This window comes from Terrisporobacter hibernicus (assembly GCF_020809405.1).
Lineage (GTDB): Bacteria > Bacillota > Clostridia > Peptostreptococcales > Peptostreptococcaceae > Terrisporobacter > Terrisporobacter petrolearius.
The window spans coordinates 3,518,815-3,540,598 of record NZ_CP081135.1 but is presented as its reverse complement, the minus strand read 5'-3'; the positions used below and the strand labels follow the sequence as shown (position 1 = coordinate 3,540,598).

At 28.2% G+C, this 21,784-nt stretch carries 17 protein-coding genes and 1 other annotated feature (1 of these 18 cut by a window edge); of the genes, 5 read left to right on the top strand and 12 right to left on the bottom strand.

The features are described from left to right. Positions 1-313: 313 nt before the first annotated feature. The 3 genes from JW646_RS17120 to JW646_RS17110 all read left to right on the top strand — a co-directional run bounded on the left by JW646_RS17120 (position 314) and on the right by JW646_RS17110 (position 4,599). Positions 314-1,363: a type I restriction endonuclease gene (locus tag JW646_RS17120; protein WP_228415777.1), complete on the top strand. Its 1,050-nt coding sequence runs from the start codon at positions 314-316 to the stop codon at positions 1,361-1,363. 45 nt (positions 1,364-1,408) lie between these two features. Then, a complete protein-coding gene (locus tag JW646_RS17115) occupies positions 1,409-2,908 on the top strand; it encodes an HIRAN domain-containing protein (RefSeq protein ID WP_228417408.1) in 1,500 nt (499 codons plus the stop codon). Positions 2,909-3,015: 107 nt separating this feature from the next. Then, entirely contained in the window at positions 3,016-4,599 is a 1,584-nt protein-coding gene (locus JW646_RS17110) for a recombinase family protein (RefSeq protein ID WP_228415776.1), read from the top strand. Here the strand turns inward: JW646_RS17110 and JW646_RS17105 are convergent. The 9 genes from JW646_RS17105 to JW646_RS17065 form a co-directional block, all read right to left on the bottom strand. Further along, positions 4,500-5,441, bottom strand: coding sequence for an FAD-dependent oxidoreductase (locus JW646_RS17105; protein ID WP_331478034.1), 942 nt, complete (start codon positions 5,439-5,441; stop codon positions 4,500-4,502). The genes JW646_RS17110 and JW646_RS17105 overlap by 100 nt on opposite strands. Positions 5,442-5,456: 15 nt before the next feature. Further along, positions 5,457-6,413: a sulfide/dihydroorotate dehydrogenase-like FAD/NAD-binding protein gene (locus JW646_RS17100; protein ID WP_074916256.1), complete on the bottom strand. Its 957-nt coding sequence runs from the start codon at positions 6,411-6,413 to the stop codon at positions 5,457-5,459. Positions 6,414-6,557: 144 nt separating this feature from the next. Beyond that, a complete protein-coding gene (locus JW646_RS17095; protein WP_206923657.1) occupies positions 6,558-7,016 on the bottom strand; it encodes a hypothetical protein in 459 nt (152 codons plus the stop codon). Between the two features lie 291 nt (positions 7,017-7,307). After that, on the bottom strand, positions 7,308-7,850 hold the full coding sequence (locus tag JW646_RS17090; protein ID WP_228415775.1) for an NADH peroxidase: 543 nt from the start codon (positions 7,848-7,850) through the stop codon (positions 7,308-7,310). Between the two features lie 114 nt (positions 7,851-7,964). Next, positions 7,965-9,197: a VanW family protein gene (locus tag JW646_RS17085; protein ID WP_228415774.1), complete on the bottom strand. Its 1,233-nt coding sequence runs from the start codon at positions 9,195-9,197 to the stop codon at positions 7,965-7,967. A 100-nt stretch (positions 9,198-9,297) separates the two neighbouring features. Then, on the bottom strand, positions 9,298-9,795 hold the full coding sequence (locus JW646_RS17080; RefSeq protein WP_074916249.1) for a GNAT family N-acetyltransferase: 498 nt from the start codon (positions 9,793-9,795) through the stop codon (positions 9,298-9,300). Between the two features lie 363 nt (positions 9,796-10,158). Further along, positions 10,159-11,496: a protein kinase domain-containing protein gene (locus tag JW646_RS17075; RefSeq protein ID WP_228415773.1), complete on the bottom strand. Its 1,338-nt coding sequence runs from the start codon at positions 11,494-11,496 to the stop codon at positions 10,159-10,161. A 257-nt stretch (positions 11,497-11,753) separates the two neighbouring features. After that, positions 11,754-13,517 carry an ABC transporter ATP-binding protein gene (locus tag JW646_RS17070; protein WP_228415772.1) on the bottom strand — a complete coding sequence of 588 codons (1,764 nt, stop codon included), beginning with the start codon at positions 13,515-13,517 and terminating at the stop codon, positions 11,754-11,756. Beyond that, entirely contained in the window at positions 13,510-15,279 is a 1,770-nt protein-coding gene (locus JW646_RS17065; RefSeq protein ID WP_228415771.1) for an ABC transporter ATP-binding protein, read from the bottom strand. Before JW646_RS17065 ends, JW646_RS17070 begins: the two co-directional genes overlap by 8 nt. Before the next feature lie 167 nt (positions 15,280-15,446). Here JW646_RS17065 and JW646_RS17060 point away from each other — a divergent pair, with 167 nt between their 5' ends. Together JW646_RS17060 and JW646_RS17055 are read left to right on the top strand one after the other, a co-directional pair. Next, the gene (locus JW646_RS17060; protein WP_074916241.1) at positions 15,447-16,124 is read left to right on the top strand and encodes a response regulator transcription factor; all 678 of its coding nucleotides are present in this window, start codon (positions 15,447-15,449) and stop codon (positions 16,122-16,124) included. Further along, positions 16,114-17,172, top strand: coding sequence for a HAMP domain-containing sensor histidine kinase (locus JW646_RS17055; protein ID WP_074916239.1), 1,059 nt, complete (start codon positions 16,114-16,116; stop codon positions 17,170-17,172). Before JW646_RS17060 ends, JW646_RS17055 begins: the two co-directional genes overlap by 11 nt. A gap of 43 nt (positions 17,173-17,215) precedes the next feature. On the opposite strand, the gene JW646_RS17050 is transcribed toward JW646_RS17055, so the two are convergent. The 3 genes from JW646_RS17050 to JW646_RS17040 form a co-directional block, all read right to left on the bottom strand. Then, a complete protein-coding gene (locus JW646_RS17050; protein WP_228415770.1) occupies positions 17,216-18,619 on the bottom strand; it encodes a protein kinase family protein in 1,404 nt (467 codons plus the stop codon). Between the two features lie 169 nt (positions 18,620-18,788). Continuing rightward, positions 18,789-20,168, bottom strand: coding sequence for a YjiH family protein (locus JW646_RS17045; RefSeq protein ID WP_074916237.1), 1,380 nt, complete (start codon positions 20,166-20,168; stop codon positions 18,789-18,791). Positions 20,169-20,243: 75 nt separating this feature from the next. Next, positions 20,244-21,368: an alanine/ornithine racemase family PLP-dependent enzyme gene (locus JW646_RS17040; RefSeq protein ID WP_228415769.1), complete on the bottom strand. Its 1,125-nt coding sequence runs from the start codon at positions 21,366-21,368 to the stop codon at positions 20,244-20,246. Between the two features lie 257 nt (positions 21,369-21,625). Further along, positions 21,626-21,784 (bottom strand) — a binding site (T-box leader) (it continues 52 nt past the right edge of the window).

Sequence of the window (21,784 nt, the reverse complement as noted above, 5' to 3'; positions counted from 1 at the left end):
CAACTTATTTTTTGAAATTATTCCCTTTCTACTTCCTGGATTATTTTATCATAAAATCGTATAACTGACAGTTATATTTACGACAAAATGCGACATGATTTAATATATTATAATACCATTCTTCTTTTTGCATTATTTTTTTATTTTTTTCGACATAGCAAAGTAATTATATTATGCAAAGTTTTATTTTTTGGTATATATTACCATATAAATATTATAGTACTTTTTTATCTTACTTATCTTATTTTGTTGATAATATCGTTGATAAAACTATATAATTAAATTGAACTAATATAATAAAGGGGGAACATTGATGGACTTTAACGAAAAAATTAATCAGTTTATAAATAGAATAGAAGATATAAAGGACACACTTACAACAGAAGAATCAACTAAAACAGCTTTGGTAATGCCCTTCTTTCAACTTTTAGACTATGATGTATTCAATCCTATGGAGTTTGTTCCAGAGTATACAGCTGATATAGGAGTAAAAAAGGGTGAGAAAGTAGATTATGCAATAATAAGGAATAATAAACCTGTTATGATTATAGAAGCAAAGCCTGTCAGTGATAAGTTAAAAAAGCATGATACTCAATTAATGAGATATTTTTCTGTTACTGAAGCCAAATTTGCAATACTTACAAATGGAATTAATTATAAGTTTTTTACAGATTTAGAGCAACCAAATATGATGGATGAAAAACCATTTTTGGAGATTGATTTGTTAAATATAAATGATAATGAAATTATTCAACTAAAACAATTTGCTAAAAATACATTTAATTTAGAAACAATTTCTTCTACTGCTTCTAATTTAAAATATATAGACTGTATCAACGATAGATTGAAAAAAGAATCAAAAAATCCTAGTGATGATTTTGTAAGATTCATGATAAATGATTTTTATGTTGGTGTGAAAAATAAAAATGTCGTTGACAAATTTAGGCCTATAGTAAAAAAAGCTTTAAATCAATTTACTGCCGATTTTATGAATGAAAAAATACAAATAGCCCTAGGTGAAAATACTACTGACACTACATCTATATCAAATATTGAAAAGGCAGAAACTTCTAAACTTATAACAGAAGATGAATTAGAAGCATTAGAAATGATAAGATCTATATTAGAGAATGTAGTAAATAAAGAGGATATTACATATAAAAGTACTAAAAGTTACTTTGGAATAAATTACAAAGATGACTCTAGAAATTGGATTTGCAGATTATTCTTAACAAAAAAAGGTAAAAAAGGAATACATATACCTGATGAAGATAAAAGTCCTATTAAATTTGATTTTGATGAGATAGAAGATTTAAAGGATATTAAACCTATGTTAGAGGATATTGTGAAAAGATATTTATAAATACAAAATAATAATGAATATTGATTTAATATGTAAGGAGAAAAAATGAAAATAGGAGTAAGAAAACCAAGTCTTAAAAAATCATTTAAAGCAAGGACAACTGGAAAAGCAAAAAGGGCCGTAAAAAAAGCAGTAATTCCTGGTTACGGTCAAAAAGGAACTGGATGGATAAAGGATCCAAAGAAAGCAGCATATAATAAAGTCTATAATAAAACTACTGTAAGTGTTACACAGTTAGCTAACTCTAGTAGTAAAAAAAATAAATCTAGTAATAAAAAAGTTACTAATACAGATTATGACTATGATTATGATTTAGATTTAGAACATGATAATTTTAGTAATTCCCAAGAAACTATTGAAACATTAGATAACTATATAACACTTATAAATTCTGATGGTAAAATAAAAAATTGCAAAGTTGGATATAGTTGGACCAACTTATTTTTCATGTTTTTTACACCTCTATCAAGAGGAGACTTTAAAAACGGATTCATTCAATTTATTATAATTTTTATATTAGGTAAATTATCATCACTATTAACAACATTTGCATGGCTTGTAATTCCAGCATTTTATAACAAGATTTATATAAAGGATTTAATACAAAAAGGATTTACACCTAAAAACAATCATTCTGTTGAACTACTAAATAAATTGGGTTTTAATTTTGAACAAATTCACAAAACTAATAGCACTAATTCAAAATCTGATACAGCAGCACCCTCTTTCACAAATTTCAGTGACTATTCTTCTCATAATGTCTCAAGTAATAACTTAGATGATTTAGGTGTTAGTATTACTATGACTGTAAATGGTAGAGAAATAGTTAATGATGATATTATTGTAAATGATATTGCACCTGATGGATATCATAAAATTTATACTTATGAAAAAGTAGTTGGGGTATCATTTGATAATAGAGATGTATTTGTAGAACAGTTTACTAATGGATCCAATCAAAAAATAATATTGAAAAAAGATAAAGACAACCAATATGATAAAAACGCAATAAAAGTATTTGGAGAATGTCTTGTAATGAAAGAATTTAAATCAGGAGAATTAGGATATTTAAGCTCCGAATTAGCTACTAAACTAAAAGATTTTGATTCTATATATGGAACTGTAAATGCAGTAAAACCTCCAAATAAAATAAGACTTGATATATGGGTTGATGAGGATGAATATAAAGTCGTAAATAGTCTTCATGAACAGGCAGAAAAAACATTTAAATTTGTTGAAAAAGGCTACCAGTCTAATTGTAAAGGAATGTCTTATGAAAAAGAAAAAGATATACCTAATGCAATTAAATATTATGAAGAATCTATATCTTACAACTTTGATGGCAATTCTCCTTATGAAAGATTGGCTATACTTTATAGAAAGTCTAAAGATTATGATAATGAAATAAGAGTATTAAACAAAGCTATAGAAAACTTTTCACTATTAGAAAAAACTTCTCCAAGAGGAGATATTTCTCCTAAATTAAATAAGTTCAAAGAAAGATTAGTAAAGGCTGAAACCTTAAAGTTAAAAAACTCAAAATAATAAAAATAAAAACCACTTTCACTTCCATGAGAGTGGTTTTTATTTTTATATATTTATTTTAACTCCATTTTACACATGATATAATTATCTTGAAAGGTGGTTATAAAATGAAAATTGCAATATACTCAAGAAAATCTGTTTTTACTGGTAAAGGGGATTCAGTAGAAAATCAAATACAATTATGTAAAGAATACATACAATTACATTTTCCTGGTGACAATGAAGTAAAAATATATGAAGATGAAGGTTTTAGTGCTAAAAATACTAACCGTCCTAAGTTCCAAGAACTTTTACAAGATGCTAGAAAAAAAGAGTTTGATTGTCTTATCTGCTATAGATTAGATAGAATATCAAGAAACGTTAGTGACTTCTCTAATCTTATAGAAGAGTTAAATAGCTTAGGTATATCTTTTGTATCTATTAAGGAACAATTTGACACTAGCACACCAATGGGGCGTGCTATGATGTACATATCAAGTGTATTCGCACAATTAGAACGTGAGACTATTGCAGAACGTGTTAGAGACAATATGGTTGAACTTGCTAAGCATGGTCGTTGGTTAGGTGGATTAACTCCACTTGGATTTGATAGTGAGCAACTAATATACGTTGATGAAGAAATGAAAGAACGTAAAATGTCTAAATTAATAATAAATAAAGAAGAAATGGAACTAGTAAAAAAGATATATGAAAAATATCTAGAACTAGGATCTATACACCAAGTAGTTATTTTCCTTCAACAAAATAGATATGTAGGAAAAAAAGGTAAATTATTTTCACCTTCTTCTGTAAGTAAAATACTTTCTAACCCTGTTTATGTTAAGTCCAATGATAATGTATTAAGCTATTTAAAAAGTATAGGTATAAACGTATTTGGTAGTAAGGATGGATATGGACTACTTACATATAACAAAAGAGATAATAACAATAAGAAAAGAGATAAAACAGAATGGATAGCAGCAGTAGGTAAACATAAAGGAGTTATACCTTCTGATAAATGGTTATTAGTTCAAAACCTATTAAATGCAAATAAAGATAAAAATAAAAACTTTAGATTAGGTACATCAAATAAAAGTCCTCTTACTGGATTAGTAAAATGTGCTAAATGTGGGTCTAATATGAGAATTGCTTATGGTAGAAACCATCATTACTATACTTGTACAAGAAAAATAAATTCTAAAAATGCTTTATGTGACAACGCTTCTGCCAATGGAGATGACTTTGAAAAAGCCGTTATAGATAATATTATGAACATTGATAAAAATAAATTACTCAAAAGTTTAAATAGTAATACTGAAGAAATTAAAGATGATAGTAAGATATTAGATAGAATTAATAATGAAATAATAAGTAAGAAAAAACAACTAGACAAACTTACTATAAATCTGGCCAAGTTTGATGATGAAATTTCAGATATATTAATTGAAAAAATTAATAATCTATCTAAAGAAATTAAAGAATTACAACTACAAAAAAATGAAGTTGCTTGTACACTAGATGAAACATCTACAGAGAATAGAAATACAGAATTAGTACTTGATACTTTAAATAGATTCCAGAAATCATTTAATGATATTGAAGATATTCAAACTCAAAGAACTCTAATGAATATGTTAATAGAGGAAATTCGTTGGAATGGTGATGACTCAAAAATAGAAATAGACTTCTTTGGTAGTAAAAAAAAAGTATAGAGTCTAATGACTCTATACTTAAATATAATAAACAGTCGCAATACTGTAAACACTCCTTGGCCAGTATCTAACAATATAATATTTTCAGCAAATTCATGAAGGGCATATTGCTGACAAACTTTAATATCCAGTTTCTTTTCGTTTCTAAGTTCCTTAGGAAGTGGTATTACTGCAAAACCTTTATCATTTAATTCTTTTTGTATATCCTCACTTAAGCTTTCTTTTAATAATTTCATAGAGCCACTAAATGCTCCAAAATCACCATTTACTCTTTCCCCGATCATATCATTTACTCCACATCGTCCTGTTACACTTACCCTTCCTCCAAAAGAAGGACATCTAAGAACGCACATAGCACATCCATTACCATACTTAGAACAATTACCCATTGGGCCAGAGGACCCTGTTGTATCAACAAAGCTATCCCCTTTAATCCTCTCTCCATCTTCTAATATAACTGCTTTTAATATGTCTTTTTCACAATCCACGTCCACTACTCTGCTCATTATTCTTACTTCAATCCCCATATCTTTTATAAGTTTTCTAACTGGTGGTTCAATTTTTAAAACATTATATATTGTGGCATGATTATGCCCTGGAAAATTCACATTTTTGTGAGTTGAATTTTCATCTGTTAACGTAAATAATTCACTTGCACCTAAACACATTGCCTCTTCACATGCAGTGTATCTTCCGTTATTTCTCATTATTCCGCCCACGTTACCAAGACCTATTAATAAATCTGTTTTTTCTAAAATTACTACTTGTGAACCGGCTTTTGATGCACTTATTGCAGCAGCGCATCCAGCCCAGCCACCACCTATGACTACAACTTTTGCCATTTATATCCCCCCAATTTATTTAAGATTGCTTAAAAACTCTCGTCCATTCATTTGAGCTTTACATGTCTTTATTCTGCAATTATTTAATCTAATAGTACATGCACCGCATATACCTTCTCCGCAACAGATTAAATTATTATTTGGAATTGCAAATTTTATCTTATCATCAATGCTATCTACTAATTGTAAAATAGACTTATTAAAATATATTAATCCACAACTGTAAACAAAACTTATATTGTTATTTCTTATATAATTAATTAGAATTTCTTTTTTGTCTTCCAAATTAAAAAGCTGAATATTTGCTCCCAAATCTTCTATTTTTTCTTCCATCATTTCTAGTCTTTTGCCTTTTTCATTTATAAATACTTCCACTTCATTGTTATTTCTAATTAATCTTTTTATAACTTTTAAGGAATTTACTTGAGATAAGCCATCTAGAACTACCACACATTTGTTATATGCATTTGATTTGATATCTTTTAGTCCAAAAATTCCATTAAAATAAGGAGCCTTTACAATTATCTCTTCACAATTTACTAAAGGCTTTGTTTTTATTCCTCTTGGAACTACTACTACTTCTAGTATATTATTTTCTTCATCCACATCCATTACAGATATTGGCGCATTGAAAAATCCACTTTCTCTATCTTTGTCCTTCAAAAAAACATATGCACCTGGTTCACTTAAATCTCTAGTTAAATAACTAGGTATTTTAATCTTTAAAAAGTAAATATTTTTTTCTATTTCTTTACTTTCAATCACTTTGCAAAGTAAATCCTTTCTTTCTTCTACTGGTACTATTTTGTTGTGCATAAGTTCATTGTAAATACAAACTCCTTGCCACTTACACTCACAAGTCTTTTCCCCTCTAATTAAAGAACATTTTATACAGTCCCCGCTGTGAGCTAAATGACATGGACAGTATTTTCCACCTGCATCAGCACAAAATTGATTATTAGGTCTTTCCATTTTGTCCACTTCCTTAAAATGATATTTTCTCTTAAACTCTTTCATCAATATTAAGCTATATTATTAATTTATTAATTATAGGAAAATCAGTGACAGAAAAAAAGAAGTTTAAAAGATATTTCTTTTAAACTTCCTTTTTTCATTTTATATATATGGATCTGCTGCAAACCACACTGCCGTATAGTAATCCTCCTTGTTTGTATCACTCCAAGCAATAGCAACACTAAAATCATCAATATATTGCAAATCTATAATTTCTGCTTCTAATCCATTTTTTATAACTGAAAATGAATAAGCAAAGTTTTGTTGACCTATATGGTCGCTAATATCATATCCTCCTATTGCTAAATACAAATCATCACTTTCAAACATGGCTTCAACTAAACAATCTCCTCCATCATATTGTGATATTACGTTTGTATCAATGATAAAGGTAAGTATATCTCCACTTTTTATTTGTGATTTATCAATTTCTATCATATATCTTGCGTCTACTTTATAGTTGGAAACTTCTATAGGTTTTAATGGTAGTTCACTTATATTGTATTTTACTTGTTCTTTGTTTTTATATACGTATAAAGGTCCAAATGGCGTTTGTAACAATATGTATTCCCCCTTTTCAATTCTATAATATAGTATATGGGTGTAATTACATAAATTATCCCTATATCTTTTTATAAAAAATTCGCCTTGCTCATATCGCCAACGAGATGCCTTCGCTCTCGCTTCAGACAACTCCGTTGCTCAAAAATACATTTTTACACTTTCTAAATGAGTTGATATAACTTCATCCCAGAGTTTATCAACAACGTAAATTTAACTATAATTTCCTGACGTGTAAAAAAGCCTCATACTATTTTTAGCATGAGGCTCCAAATATAATTTATTTAATTTTTATCCAAAATATCTTTGTAATAATCCTAAGAATGCTTTACCATGTCTAGCTTCATCTTTACACATTTCGTGAACAGTATCATGAATAGCATCAAGTCCTAGTTCTTTAGCTCTCTTAGCTAGTTTTAATTTTCCATCAGTTGCGCCATACTCTGCATCAACTCTAACTCTTAAGTTTTCTTTTGTATCAGCAACAACTACTTCTCCAAGTAATTCTGCAAATTTTGCAGCATGTTCTGCTTCTTCTAAAGCAATTCTTTTGTAAGCTTCACCTATTTCAGGATAACCTTCTCTATCCGCTTGGCGACTCATTGCTAAATACATTCCAACTTCAGTACATTCCCCAAGGAAGTTAGCTCTTAAATCTTCTATTACTTGTTCATCAACACCTTGTGCCACACCTATTCTGTGCTCATCTGCCCAATTCATTTTGCCTTTCATTTCTTCGAATTTTTCAGATCCTACTTTACAAACAGGACACACCTCTGGTGCTTTTTCTCCTTCATATATATATCCACATACAGTACATACAAATTTTTTCATTTTAATTACCCTCCCAAATTTTATGATTTATTATAAATGCTTAATTAATTAATTATTAATTTATACTAAATATATACCTTAAATTTGGTTTGTTTAAACAAAAAATTAAAACTTTTAATTTGGGTTATAAAAACTAGTATTAACTAACTCTTTTTTCATAATATTATTTTCTTCATCTAAAAATAATCTATATGTTTGTACAGTAATTTTATTTTTCCTATACTCCTCTACAATTTTTATAATTATTTTTTCTCTATCTAAGTTACATCCATATATTTTTGAAGTTATTGCTCCATTTCCAACTATGTTTTTTATATATACAGGATTAGTAAATGGGTTGGTAAATTTTAAGTCAGTATATCCATAAGACACAGTAGCATCTCTTCCTCTTTGTACATATCTGGAGGGAAGAGAATGATTATGTACCTCGTCTATGGTAAGTCCTGACATTAGGGCTGCATTATAAATTGTTGTAGACACTTGGCATACGCCTCCACCTTCTCCATTTGTAACCTTACCGCCTACTATTACAGGAGCACTTTTGTATCCGTTAACCCAGTTCCTCGCTCCAGTACATTTATTGTAAGAAAAAGTATCTCCAGGCATTAGTAATATATCACTAGTTTGTTGCCCTGCCACATGTATATTACTTCCTCTAGATGTGGAGTTGTTAAAACTTGTACTAAATTCTCCCAGTACTGAATTTATACTTTTAACTTGCTTTGTAGAAACTTTTGGATACAAAGTAATTACAGGCAAATTAATATCTTCAATTTTCTTTTTATTTATCATATCATATATGTCTTCTTTTAATCTTGATAAATCAACTTCCCTACCCTCTTTTGATTTTGTTGTTTTTAGCTCACCAGTAAGTTCAACACGAAAAGTTGCATCCACCGCATCTACATTTATTTTATTACAAATCACTTCTAACTTTTTACTTAATTTTATTTCATCATATGTGGCCTTTAACTTAATATTATGTTCTTTCTTTAAATTAAGTTTGCTTTTTCTTTTTATATTTTCTATTGTAGAACTACTTCTTGTATAATTAAAAGCTTCTTTTACCATTTCTTCTATGTGATAATTCAGATCTATACTTTCAGGTTTTATTGTCCATTTTTCCTTATTATAAGTAATATTAAAATCTTTTAAAGGATATGTTGATTTAAGCTTGTTTATTGCTTGTTTTTCAGTTAATTTACCAACATCTATATTCTGTATTGTAATATTTCTATGAATTTTTTTCTCATTTTCTTTTGGTGCTAACCCAAGGGAAGAAAACCCTATAATCATTATCATTACTAAATATGTTAATTTATTTAAAATATGTTTTTGTTCTCTCATTTTACTCTCCTAACTATAAAAATTATATAATTATGTTTTCCCATGAGAGTTTTTATATTCTAATGATTATTTTCATTTTTAATTTTTATTTATACTAACCTTAAGTCAATGCTTTTTCAAACAATAATATCATATCATTCCATTTTGATCCTCCATGAGAAGATATTGAAATACCCTCATGTTTAAATCCAAATTTTTCATAATAATGAATTAAAAAATCTTTGCACGTAAGAACTATTCCTTTTTTTCCTCTTTTTTTTGATAGCTCTATAAATTCTTCTAATAACATAGCTGCCGTACCTTTGTTTCTATATTGTGGTAAAACATCCAAACCAAATACTGTTTGATATTTCCCCTTTGGATTGTGTAGCGTAGTGTCACTATATAACTTATCAGGAAGGCAAGCCTTATCTGTAGTACACCCATTTATAAATCCCACAACTTTTTCATCTTCCACTGCAACTAAAAAATTTTCCCCGAAAGCTTTGAATCTTTCTTCCATAACTTCTTTACTAGCTGCTTCTGATGGTGGAAAACAAATACTTTCTATTTTTATTATTTCTTTTAAATCATCTTTATTTGCTAGTCTAATCTCCATAAGTTCTCCTTTACAATTTTTTAGTTATAATATTTATGTACTATAAATTATAGCACAAATTAATTTTTTCATCTTTTTCATAAAAAATTCGCTTCGCTCATGTCGCCAACGAGATGCCTTTGAGCAACGTGTTGGCGAATTATTTTGCTATCACTTCAGGCAACTCCGTTGCTCAAAAATACATTTTTTACACTTTCTAAATGAGTTGATCTAACTTAATTCCAGAGTTTATCAACAGCGTAAATTCAACTATAATTTTCTAATATGTAAAAAATTCACTTACAACAATTTATTCCAAATAATATAAAGCTAGTAAGTAATAATTTCGTTACTAGCTTATCAATACTATTTGTATTTTATTACTTACTTCACTACATCCTTGTTATTATTTGAGTTTTTATCTTCATCTGGATTTTGATTTGGTTTTTCTTTATTAGAATTGTCATCGTCTGGTTTTTCTTTATCTGGCTTATCTTTATCTTTGTCTTTGTCTTTATCTTTGCCATCTTTGTCCTTGTCTTTATTTTTATCCTTGTTTGAATTGTCCTTGTCATGTTTTTCTTTATCTGTTTTATCTTTGTCTTTATTATTCTTATCTTTATTATTTGTGTTTTCTTTTTTGTCTTCTTTTTTAGTATTTTCTTTAGTATTTTCCTTACTCTTTTTGCTAACATCAATTTTTTCTTCTTTTTTTGTTTCAGTTGAGTCTTTAGGTTTGATCATGTTTTCTTCAATAGGAGTTAAATTTAGGTCCCTTTCATCATTTGAACTTTTTTGTGCTTTATAAACAGCTTTACTTGTATTTTTAGTGGCTACATTATCTGTCTTTTTGTTTATTACATATTGGGCTCCAAAGGCCGTAGTACAAAGTAATACTACAACTGAACATGCTATAATTACATATTTTTTAATATTATAATTGGGATTTGGTTTACTTTGGTCTTTTAGATTAACTTCTTCATTATTAATTAATTCGCCCTTACATAAATATAAATCTATGTCGTTTAAAAATTCATTTAAATCTCTATATTTACCTTTTGAGATATGTTTTTTATTTGTAGCTTTAGCTAAAATATCACTAATACCCTTATCCAAATTTTTATTTTCTTGGGGATTGAATATTTCTTTACCTGTAATCATTTGGCATAGAATTTTTCCTATAACTTGCACATCATCCTTTGGGCGAAAATTTTTAGCATCATGAATTTTACAATTTATATGACCCCTATGATTATTAATAAATGATAAAGTATCAATTTTTATTACACCTTGGCCATTTATTATTATATTTTCTCTTGTTAAATCTTCAAAATTTATTTTTTTATTATTAAATTCCTTAACCCCATTTATTACTTCTCTTATTATTTGTAAACATTGATTATTGTGAAGCTTATTAATTCTCATTAATTCATCTAATGTTAAACCTTCAAAATCTTCACTTTCAATATAATAATAAATCTTGTCTTTTTTTATGTAACTGTCCATATGATTTATAGATGTTACATTTTCACTATTAATGCTTCTTAGTAATTCTATTTCTTTTTTAAATAATTCTAAATTTTCTTCATTGCCTTCTAAATTTATAAGTATATTTATAATTATTTTTTCATTAGTCTCTTTCTTTATGCCTGAATAAACATTTGACCATTTTGTTTTGTCAATGAAATCTCTAATTGTATATTTATAATTAAAATCTCTCATATCTTCGCCTCTTTATTAATCATTATAGTAAAATAATAATTGTATATAAAATTTTTGTCTACTATATAATTGTAACATTTTAAAAAAATATCTCAATCTTTAAATTCTAAATCCAAGGATTAAGGTGTAGTAGTTTCTATTTTTTATTTTTCTTAGATTCGTAGAATAGATTAAATTAAAAAATAATATTATGAATGTATAATGTAATACAAAAAGTAGCTATTAGCTTTTACACATAATAACTACCTTTTATCTCTTTAACTTGCTTTTTCAAATTGACTATTATAAAGCTCTGCATAGAATCCATTTTCACTTAAAAGTTCTTCATGATTTCCACTTTCTATAATATCTCCATCTTTCATAACTAAAATTACATCAGCATTTTTTATAGTTGATAGTCTATGAGCTATAACAAATGAAGTTTTTCCTACTGTTAATTTATCCATTGCCTCTTGTATTAATAATTCTGTACGAGTATCTACAGAACTTGTTGCCTCATCTAGTATTAATAGAGGTGCATTTTTCACCATTGCTCTTGCTATAGTAATTAACTGTTTTTGACCAGCAGATAAATTAGTATTATCATCTAATACGGTGTCATACCCATCAGGTAAAGTTCTTATAAAGTGATCTACTCCAACAGCTTTACAAGCAGATACTATAACAGATTGTGACACATCCTCTTTATTGTAAGTTATATTTTCTCTAATTGTTCCTTCAAATAGCCATGTGTCTTGAAGTACCATGCAAAATAACTCATGTACCTTTTCTCTACTCAGACTTTGTATTGGTACTCCATCTATTTTTATTGTTCCGCTATTTACATCGTAAAACTTCATTAATAGGTTTACTAAAGTAGTTTTACCTGCTCCTGTTGGTCCGACTATTGCAACTTTTTGTCCTGATTTAATATCAGCAGAGAAATCTTTTATTATTAATTTATCTTTATCATATCCAAATTTAACATGTTCAAATTTAACATGACCTTCTACATTTTCTAAAGATATGTTTTTATTACTTTCATCTTCCATTTCCTCTTCTTGTAAAAACTCAAATACTCTTTTACATGCAGCTGATGTTGACTGTAGAGAAGTGGCTGCTTGAGCAAATTGAGCAAGGGGTTGTGTAAAAAATCTAATATACATCATAAATGCTACTATTACACCAAAACTTATTTTATTATTGAAGGCTAGTACTGCACCTACAACACAAACTGTTACATATCCAAAGTTACCGATAAACGACATTAAAGGCATCATTAAACCTGATATAAATTGTGATTTCCATGCACTTTGTTTAAGATTATCATTTAATATTTTAAACTTTTCATTTGTTTCTTCCCCTGCGTTATATACTTTCATTACACTATGACCAGTATAAGCTTCTTCTATATGTCCATTTATTTCTCCAAGGTAACGTTGTTGATGTTCGAAATATTTTTGAGATTTTGATATTATTAACATCATTAACCCAAAACCAATTATTGTAGATAATACTGCTGTAATTGTTAAAGTGATGTTTGTAGTTGTCATCATGTACAATGAACCTAATAATAAGGATATAGCGCTTACTAAAGTCCCAATACTTTGATTTAAAGTTTGACCTATTGTATCCACATCATTAGTCATACGACTTAGAACATCGCCAACAGTGGTTTTATCAAAATACTTTAATGGTAATTTATTCATTTTATTAGATATATCACTTCTTAACTCTTTAGTAGTTTTTTGTGTTACCGTTGCCATTATAAAACCTTGCAAATAAGATAACACAACACTAACACCATATAATCCTGCTAATGTTAAACATATACTCGATATCTTGTCTATGTTAATTCCAGCTACTATTCCTTTTATAATCAAATTTGTAACTTCACTTAATTTATCTGGACTTATAACTGTTATTATTGATCCACCTATGGCAAATATAAAAGCTAAAATTAATGCAAAACTATATTTTTTCATATATGCCAATAAGTTGCCAAAGCTTCCCTTTGACTTTTGTTTATTTTTATTAAGCATTGGCTAATTCCTCCTTTGAAAGCTGAGAATATGCTATTTCTTGATAGACTCTACATTTTTTCATAAGTTCATGGTGTGTTCCCATACCTGCTATTTGTCCTTCATCTAAAACTATTATTTTGTCTGCATCAATTATAGTACCTATACGTTGTGCAACTATTAAATTTGTAGCATTAGATATTTCATGTTTTAATACAGATCTAAGTTTTCTGTCAGTTTTATAATCAAGTGCTGAGAAAGAATCGTCAAATATGTATATTTCTGGCTTTCTACATATTGCTCTTGCTATGGACAATCTTTGCTTTTGTCCTCCTGATACGTTACTTCCTCCTTGAGAAATACTTGCATTGTAGGTGTTTTCCATTTTCTCAACAAATTCAGTTCCTTGGGCTATTTTCACAGCTCTTTTCACGTCTAACTCAGAGTAATTTCCCTTGCCATTATTACCATAGGCCACGTTTGATGTTATATCTCCAGAAAATAACACTGCCTTTTGATGAACGTATCCTAAAAGATTGTTTAGCTCCTTTTGTTTATATTTTTTTACATTAACTCCATTTACTAATACTTCACCTTCTGTAACATCATAAAATCTTGGTATTAAATTAATTAAAGAAGTTTTTCCACTTCCTGTGGATCCAATTATGGCAACTGTTTCACCCATTTTAGCAGTAAAGCTTATATCACGAAGAACATAGTCTGAACCTTCTGAATCTGGATATTTAAAGCTAACATTTTTGAATTCTATTTCACCAGTTTTTGAAGTCTTTTCAAATTTTCCATCTCCATCAACTATACTTTCCTTTGTGTTTAATACTTCAAGTATACGTTTAGCTGAAACTGAAGCCCTTGGCATCATTATAAATATCATTGTTAACATCATAAATGCCATTATTACCTGCATTGAATAAGATGAGAAGACTATCATATCACTAAATAAATTCATTTTATCCATAATATTCGCATCATTTATTAAATAAGCACCTATCCAGTATATGGCAAGTGTTAACCCATTCATAACAAACATCATTCCTGGTTGCATTATTGACATAACTCTATTTATTACTAAGTTGTTTTTAGTTATCTCTTCATTTACATTTTCAAATTTACTTTTTTGATAGTTTTCTGCATTATATGCACGAACTACACGTATTCCTGTTAAATTTTCTCTTGTTACTAAGTTAAGCCTGTCAGTTAATTTTTGAATCTTTTTAAATCTAGGTAAGGCAAATATCATTATTACTAAGATAATTAATACTAATACTAATATGGCTCCACCAGTGGCACCACTCCATTGCCATCCTTTATCTAAAATTTTACAAACTGCCCAAACTGCTGTAATGGGAGCTTTTATTATTAATTGAAGACCCATAGCCACAATATTTTGAATTTGAGTAATATCATTAGTTGAACGTGTTATTAAACTAGCTGTAGAAAATTTATTAATTTCAGCCATTGAGAATCCTTCTATTTTATCGTATACACTTGAACGAAGTTTCCATGATAAATTGGAAGCTATTTGGGCTGCAAAATAACCTACTATAAAAGCTGCTATTAAACTACCAAAGGCACACAGTAGCATATAACCCCCAGCACTTAATATTTCACTCATTTCACTATTTGGTGTCTGAACTAACCTTGTTATTTCTGACATATAATCTGGTAGTCTTAAATCAAGATATACTTGCACTACTACAAATAAAAAGTTGCAAAGTACAAACATCCAGTCTTTTTTTGTTAAATATTTTAATATCTTTAACATTGTTTATCTTCCTTTCTGTCTCAAATCTATGTTTGTATTTTATAAAAGAAAAATTAACTAAAGATTAATTAAAAATGAACTAAAGATGAACTTTTTTATTTCGCCCTTATAAATATTGACTCATCTTCATAATCTAATATAATTAGAATTAAAAAAGGAGGTATATGATGATTAGTATCTTATTAGTTGAAGATGATAAAAATTTAAATAAATTATTTTATACTGTACTGACTAAGCAGGGATTTAATGTTCATACTTCTCATGATGGAATTGAGGCCTACGACATATTGGACAATAATCATGTAGATTTAATAATTTCGGACATAATGATGCCTAATATGGACGGATATGAGTTTACAAAATCAATTAGAAAAATGGATGCAGAAATACCTATTTTAATGATTACTGCAAAAGACGACTTTACATCAAAACAAAAAAGTTTCTTCATTGGTATAGATGACTATATGGTAAAGCCTATTGATGTTAATGAAATGATATTAAGAATAAATGCACTTTTAAGAAGGAGTAAAATTGCTCACGATAAGAAACAAGTTGTAGGGGATACAATATTAGATTATGACTCTTTAAGTGTAACTAGATTTGAAGAAACAATAGTATTAGCTCAAAAAGAATTTTATCTACTATACAAATTATTATCTTATCCAAATAAAGTATTTACTAGAAATCAACTTATGGATGAAATTTGGGGTGTAGATAGTCCATCTGACTCTCAAACAATAGATGTACATATAAATAGACTTAGAAGGCATTTTGAAAATAACCCTGATTTTAAAATTGTCACTGTTAGAGGTCTTGGATATAAGGCGGCAAAAAATGAAACATAAGCATAATAAAACATTACGCTTTTGGATTAATTTTATAATAAATATTTTTATAATTTCATCTATTACAATATTTATAGTTAGTATAGGTTTTTCTCTTGGTACAAAACTAAATATAGTCAACAATGAAAGATTAAACGATTTTTGGGATCTAATTATATTTATATTAATAGACATTGCTTTAGCATCAGTTTTTACCTTTATTATTATAGCTTTAGCCAATAATTTTATGAAACCTGTAAAAAAATTAATAGAAGCTACAAATGAGGTTTCAAAGGGTGATTTTTCCATAAGATTAGATGAGAAGAATGTTCATCCTGAGGTTTTAGAAATGAATGCATCTTTTAACAAAATGGTGAAAGAGTTAAGTAGTATAGAGACTTTGAGAAATGATTTTATTATAAATGTATCTCATGAGTTTAAAACTCCAATTGCAGCTATTGAAGGATATGCCACCTTATTGCAAGATGCTTCTTTAACAGAAGATGAAAGAGCTGAATATACAAATATTATTTTAGATAGTTCTAGGCAGCTATCTTCTCTTTCTGGAAATATCCTTAAATTATCTAAACTAGAAAATCAACAAATTATACCTGACAAAAAATATTTTTCTTTAGATGAACAACTTAGACAAGCTTTAATATTACTAGAAACCCAGTGGGCAAAGAAAAATATTGATATAGACATGGATCTTAAAACAATTAATTATTATGGTAGTGAAGATTTGCTAATGCAAGTTTGGTTAAATATATTTAGTAATGCTATTAAATTCACGCCTGAGGGTGGACTTATTGTAACAAGACTAGATAATACACCTAAGGGTATTTGTGTTTCCATAAGTGATAATGGTATCGGTATGACAGATGAGGTACAAAGTAGAATTTTTGATAGGTTTTACCAAGGAGATAAATCCCGTAGTTTTCAAGGCAATGGTCTTGGTCTAGCCTTAGTTAAAAGAATTCTTGATTTATGCAATTGTGAAATTAATGTTAAAAGTAAAGTAAATGAAGGTACTACATTTAATATAATACTTCCTATTAAAGATAAATAAATTAAAAAAGCTGCCATGGAAAATATGACAGCTTCTTTTATAATTATTCGCTTTGTGTACCAGATGATTCTGGTTTTTCATTTTCACTACCAGAGCTACTGTTATTTGATTCATTTGATGGTGGCTTAACTTCCGTATCTTTGTCCCCACTACCAGTTCCATTATCTGGTTTATGTGTTGTGTTTCCTGAGCCTCCATTGTTACTTGGTTTGCTAGGTTTACTTGGCTTTTGAGGTTTACTTGTATTATTACTACTGCTATTATTTGAGTTTTTGTTGCTACTACTACTTGAACTACTACTTGAGTTTTTGTTTTTCTTTGAACTAGTAGTTGAACTATTATTTTTCTTTGATTTACTTGTAGTTGAACTATTATCAGTAGATTTATTATCTTTTTTTTCAGATTTTACAGTTTTATCTTCTTCAGATTTTTCTTCTTTCTTTTCTTCTACTTTTTTCTCTTCTTCCTTTGGTTTAGTAGTTTCTTCTATTTTTGTAGCATTAGCTTCTTCATCTTTTTTGTTTTTTTCTATTATGTCATATCCATATACACAAGCTCCACCTACTAAGGCGATTACTGCACACACACCTAGAGCCTTACCCACTTTTCCTTTTTTTCTTTTCTTTTTATTTGGTACTTCTTCTTTGGTGTCATAGCTTTCTTCACTAAGAACTCCATATTGAGAGTAGGATTTAAGGTCTACTAAAAATCTGTTTATATTATTATATTTGTTTTCCAAATTGCTATTTGTAGCCTTTTCTATAATAGATGCTAAGTTAGCATTTGAAATTTGCCTTTTGTAATTATTTGATTCAAAACTTAGATTTCCAGTTAGTAGTTCATATAAAATAACTCCCAAATCATGAATATCTTTTTGTGGGTTAAATCTTTTTTCTTCTACTTTTTTTTCTATTTTTACCTCTACTTTTTCTTCTGTTTCTTCTGTTTCATCATGAGATAGTACAACAAAGTTTTTGTTTTCCAAATATGATAAAACATCTGTTTTAACCACTTCTTTAGAATTTATAAATACATTACTTAAACTTAAATTATTAAATAATATATTTCTATTATGAAACTCTTTTAATCCCTCTGCCACAGTTTCAACTATTTTAATAACTTCTTGTTCTTCTAACTTTCCAGATTGTAATTTTTCTTCTAAAGAAATTCCTTTAAAATATTCACCTTCTATGTAGTAATATGTTTTTCCACATCCACTATATTGAAACATATTATTCACATTAATCAAATTAGGATTTTTTATATTTTTCAAAATTTCTACTTCTTTTAATAGATTCTTAATATATTCCTCATCATTACTTTTTTTTACTAGTACTTTTAGTGTTACTTTTTCTTCTGTGCTTGAATGAATGGCTTTATATGTGTCAGCCCAGTCATTTCTTGTCACAAATCTTCTTTTTATATATGTTTCATTAAAATACTTCATTGCATTCCCCTTCAATTACTAAATTCTTTCATATAATAATTTTACCAATTAAATAATATTTGTAAATATTTATATTAATAATCCTTAATTTTACATATAAATTTTTTTTTAAAAATTATAAGAGGGACAGTTTTCACTGCCCCTCATTTTACAAATTCTTATATTTTATCTAAAATAGCATATGTGCAATAGGTGTAATAACTAAAAGAGAAATTACTGTTCTTATTAAGAATAAAACCATTAGATCTTTTAATTTAAGTGGTATTTCTGATTTAAGTATTACTGCACCTGTTTCAGTCATATAGACTAATTGAGAAATAGATAATGCTCCTATTATAAATTTAGTTACTTCTGCAAATCCATCTCCACTTACCATTACTGATGGTATAAACATATCTGTAAATCCAACAAGTACTGCTGGTGCTGCCTCAGCTGCATTAGGTATTTTAAGTAATTCTAATATTAATATAACTGGGTAAGATATCCACGTAAATATTGGAGTAAACTCAGCCACTGCTAAAGATATTGTTCCCCAAGCTAACACTAATGGTATTAAACTTATATATATATCTACTATATTTTTAAATCCGTTTACTATTATTTCATTAAGAGTTGGTGCTTTTGCAGCTCTATTCATTGCATTGTTTAAACCTTGTTTGTATAATCCGCCTTCTTCACTAATCTCTTCTTCTTCGTAAGGAATATTGTTGTAAGTTTCATTTTTTATTTTACATAAAGGATAAATTCTTGGAAGTATTAATGCACAAACAAGTGAAGCTGCACAAACTGTTAAATAAAATGGTACAAATTTATCCATAAATCCTAATTGGTCTGCTATAACTGTAGAAAAAGGTAGTGATACAAGTGAGAAACAAACTGCTATTATACAACTTTCTTTTTTGTTATAAAAACCTTGTTTATACTGAGTGTTTGTTATCATTATTCCTAAAGTTGCATCTCCAAGCCATGAAGATAGAGTATCTACTGAAGCTCTTCCTGGAACTAAGAATAAAGTTCTCATAAACTTAGATATCATTGTTCCAAAGAAATCCATTAAACCAAAATCTAAAACTAAAGGAAGTAAAAATCCTGCTATCAAAAATAACGCTATTAAACTTGGCATAATTCCTAAGATTACATGACCTGTGTTTTCAGAAATTATAAACTCTGGTCCCACATTTGTGTATATCATAACCATAAATACTGCTCCAACTATTCTAAAGAATAGCCAAAATGGTGGTACATCTAATATATTTTTGAAAAATTCATTTTTTATATTTATAAATTTTGCTCCAAGTGATAAAACTGCTGATCCAACAATTATGACTAAGCATATAGTTGGTATATAATCACCTATGGCAAGTTTTAATAATTCTGAAATAAATCCAACACCTATATTTACTGGTGATACATCTGCCATATTAAACATTTCTCCAAAAGGTAATGGTATGATAAATAAAAATAATCCTAATAATGACGGTATAAAAAACTTTAAAAATCTTAAGATGCTACTCGACTGTTCTAACGTGTAATTTTGTTGTGTATTCATAATAATTCCTCCATATAATTGTCTTTTTTGCAATTTTAAAATAATTTCAATTATTCCAATATTTTTTTATAATTTCTATGCGTATTCCTTTTCCAATTCTTCCAATTGAATATATTGTTTCTTTACGTATTTTGATGAAGTTAAATAAAGTGCGTTTGAATAAAACATTCCAAAGCTGATAATATCCCCTATTTGATAGTCCACCTTAGAGTTTTGTATATCTACTATAAGATGATCACTACTGCTTCCTGCTATTTCTATTCCATCTTCCAAAGGAACTAAGTCTCTATCATTGACAAAATCTTGTTTTCCAACGGCTAGTATTGCTCTTTTTCTTATTCCTTTGTCTTCATATTCAGGTTTATTTCCAAAAGCATCTAAGAACATTTCTCCAATTGGATAAGTTGGTTTTTCTTTTATTTCTATTATTTCAGCTTTTAAAATCATTGTATCTTTGTGCATTTTGTCTAAGTCGTAACCCCAATAATCTATTAAATCTCTGCCTATAATTAAGGCTTCTCCTATTCGTAGATTATTTATTTTAGATGGCATTTTCTTATCAAATAATAATGGTAGTGATGTAGTTGATCCCCCTGATACTATGTCTAGCTTTCTACCAATTTTATTTTCAACTTCCTCTGCTATTTCACACAAATAACTTAAATTCTCATGGGATGGTTTAATTGATCCATAGCAACTTAAATTTGTGCCTATTCCATATAACTTTACATATTCTAAATTGTTTTCAATGTATAAAGTAGTATCGATAAGTTCATCTTTGTCAAAAAATCCTTCTCTCAAATCCCCTAAATCCATCATAAGAATTATCTTATGTTCTTTCTTTTGCTTCTTGCACTCTTTTTCTAGCAAGTTTATAGTTTTGATTTCTGAATTTAAAGATATATCAATATGTTTAACTACTTCTTTTACTTCATGTTTCATAGGCATTCTTATTAGCATAGTTTCTTTTTCAATATTTTTTTCTTTTAACTCAATTAGTTGTTCTATTCTAGAGCTGGCTAAATATTTACAACCTCCATCTGCTAGCACATTTACTACTTCTTGCTGTGCATTTACCCCTTTGATAACTCCTGCAATACTTATGTTATTTTCATTACATAAATCTACCAAGTATTTTGTGTTATCTGCTATTTTATTAAGATTTATTTCCAAAAGTGGATATTGTTGTTTAGTATCCATAATCTTTTCCCCCTTATTTGATAGATTCATTTACTTTGAAGATATAATTTCCTACAAAAAAAGTCTCCTGGTTTTAAAAACCAAGAGACGAAATATTCCGTGTTACCACTCTTATTGATAAGTTTTCAATTAACATTTCAGAATTTTGCAAATTTTCAGTTTTTGATAAATACAAACTGACAAATTTGTTTATTCTAAGTTATGTGCTCTCGCAAAATACTTTTTGTACAATCAAAAAAGTCCCTTGGCTATAAAAACCAAGAGACGAAATATTCCGCGTTACCACTCTAATTGATAAGTAAACTTATCCACTCTAATCCCTTAAGGCGGGACATACCTAATATCCTACTATTAATTCAGATATTCTTCTCCAAAGCTCTCTTCAATACAAACATTGTTGCCAGGCTTCCACCAAC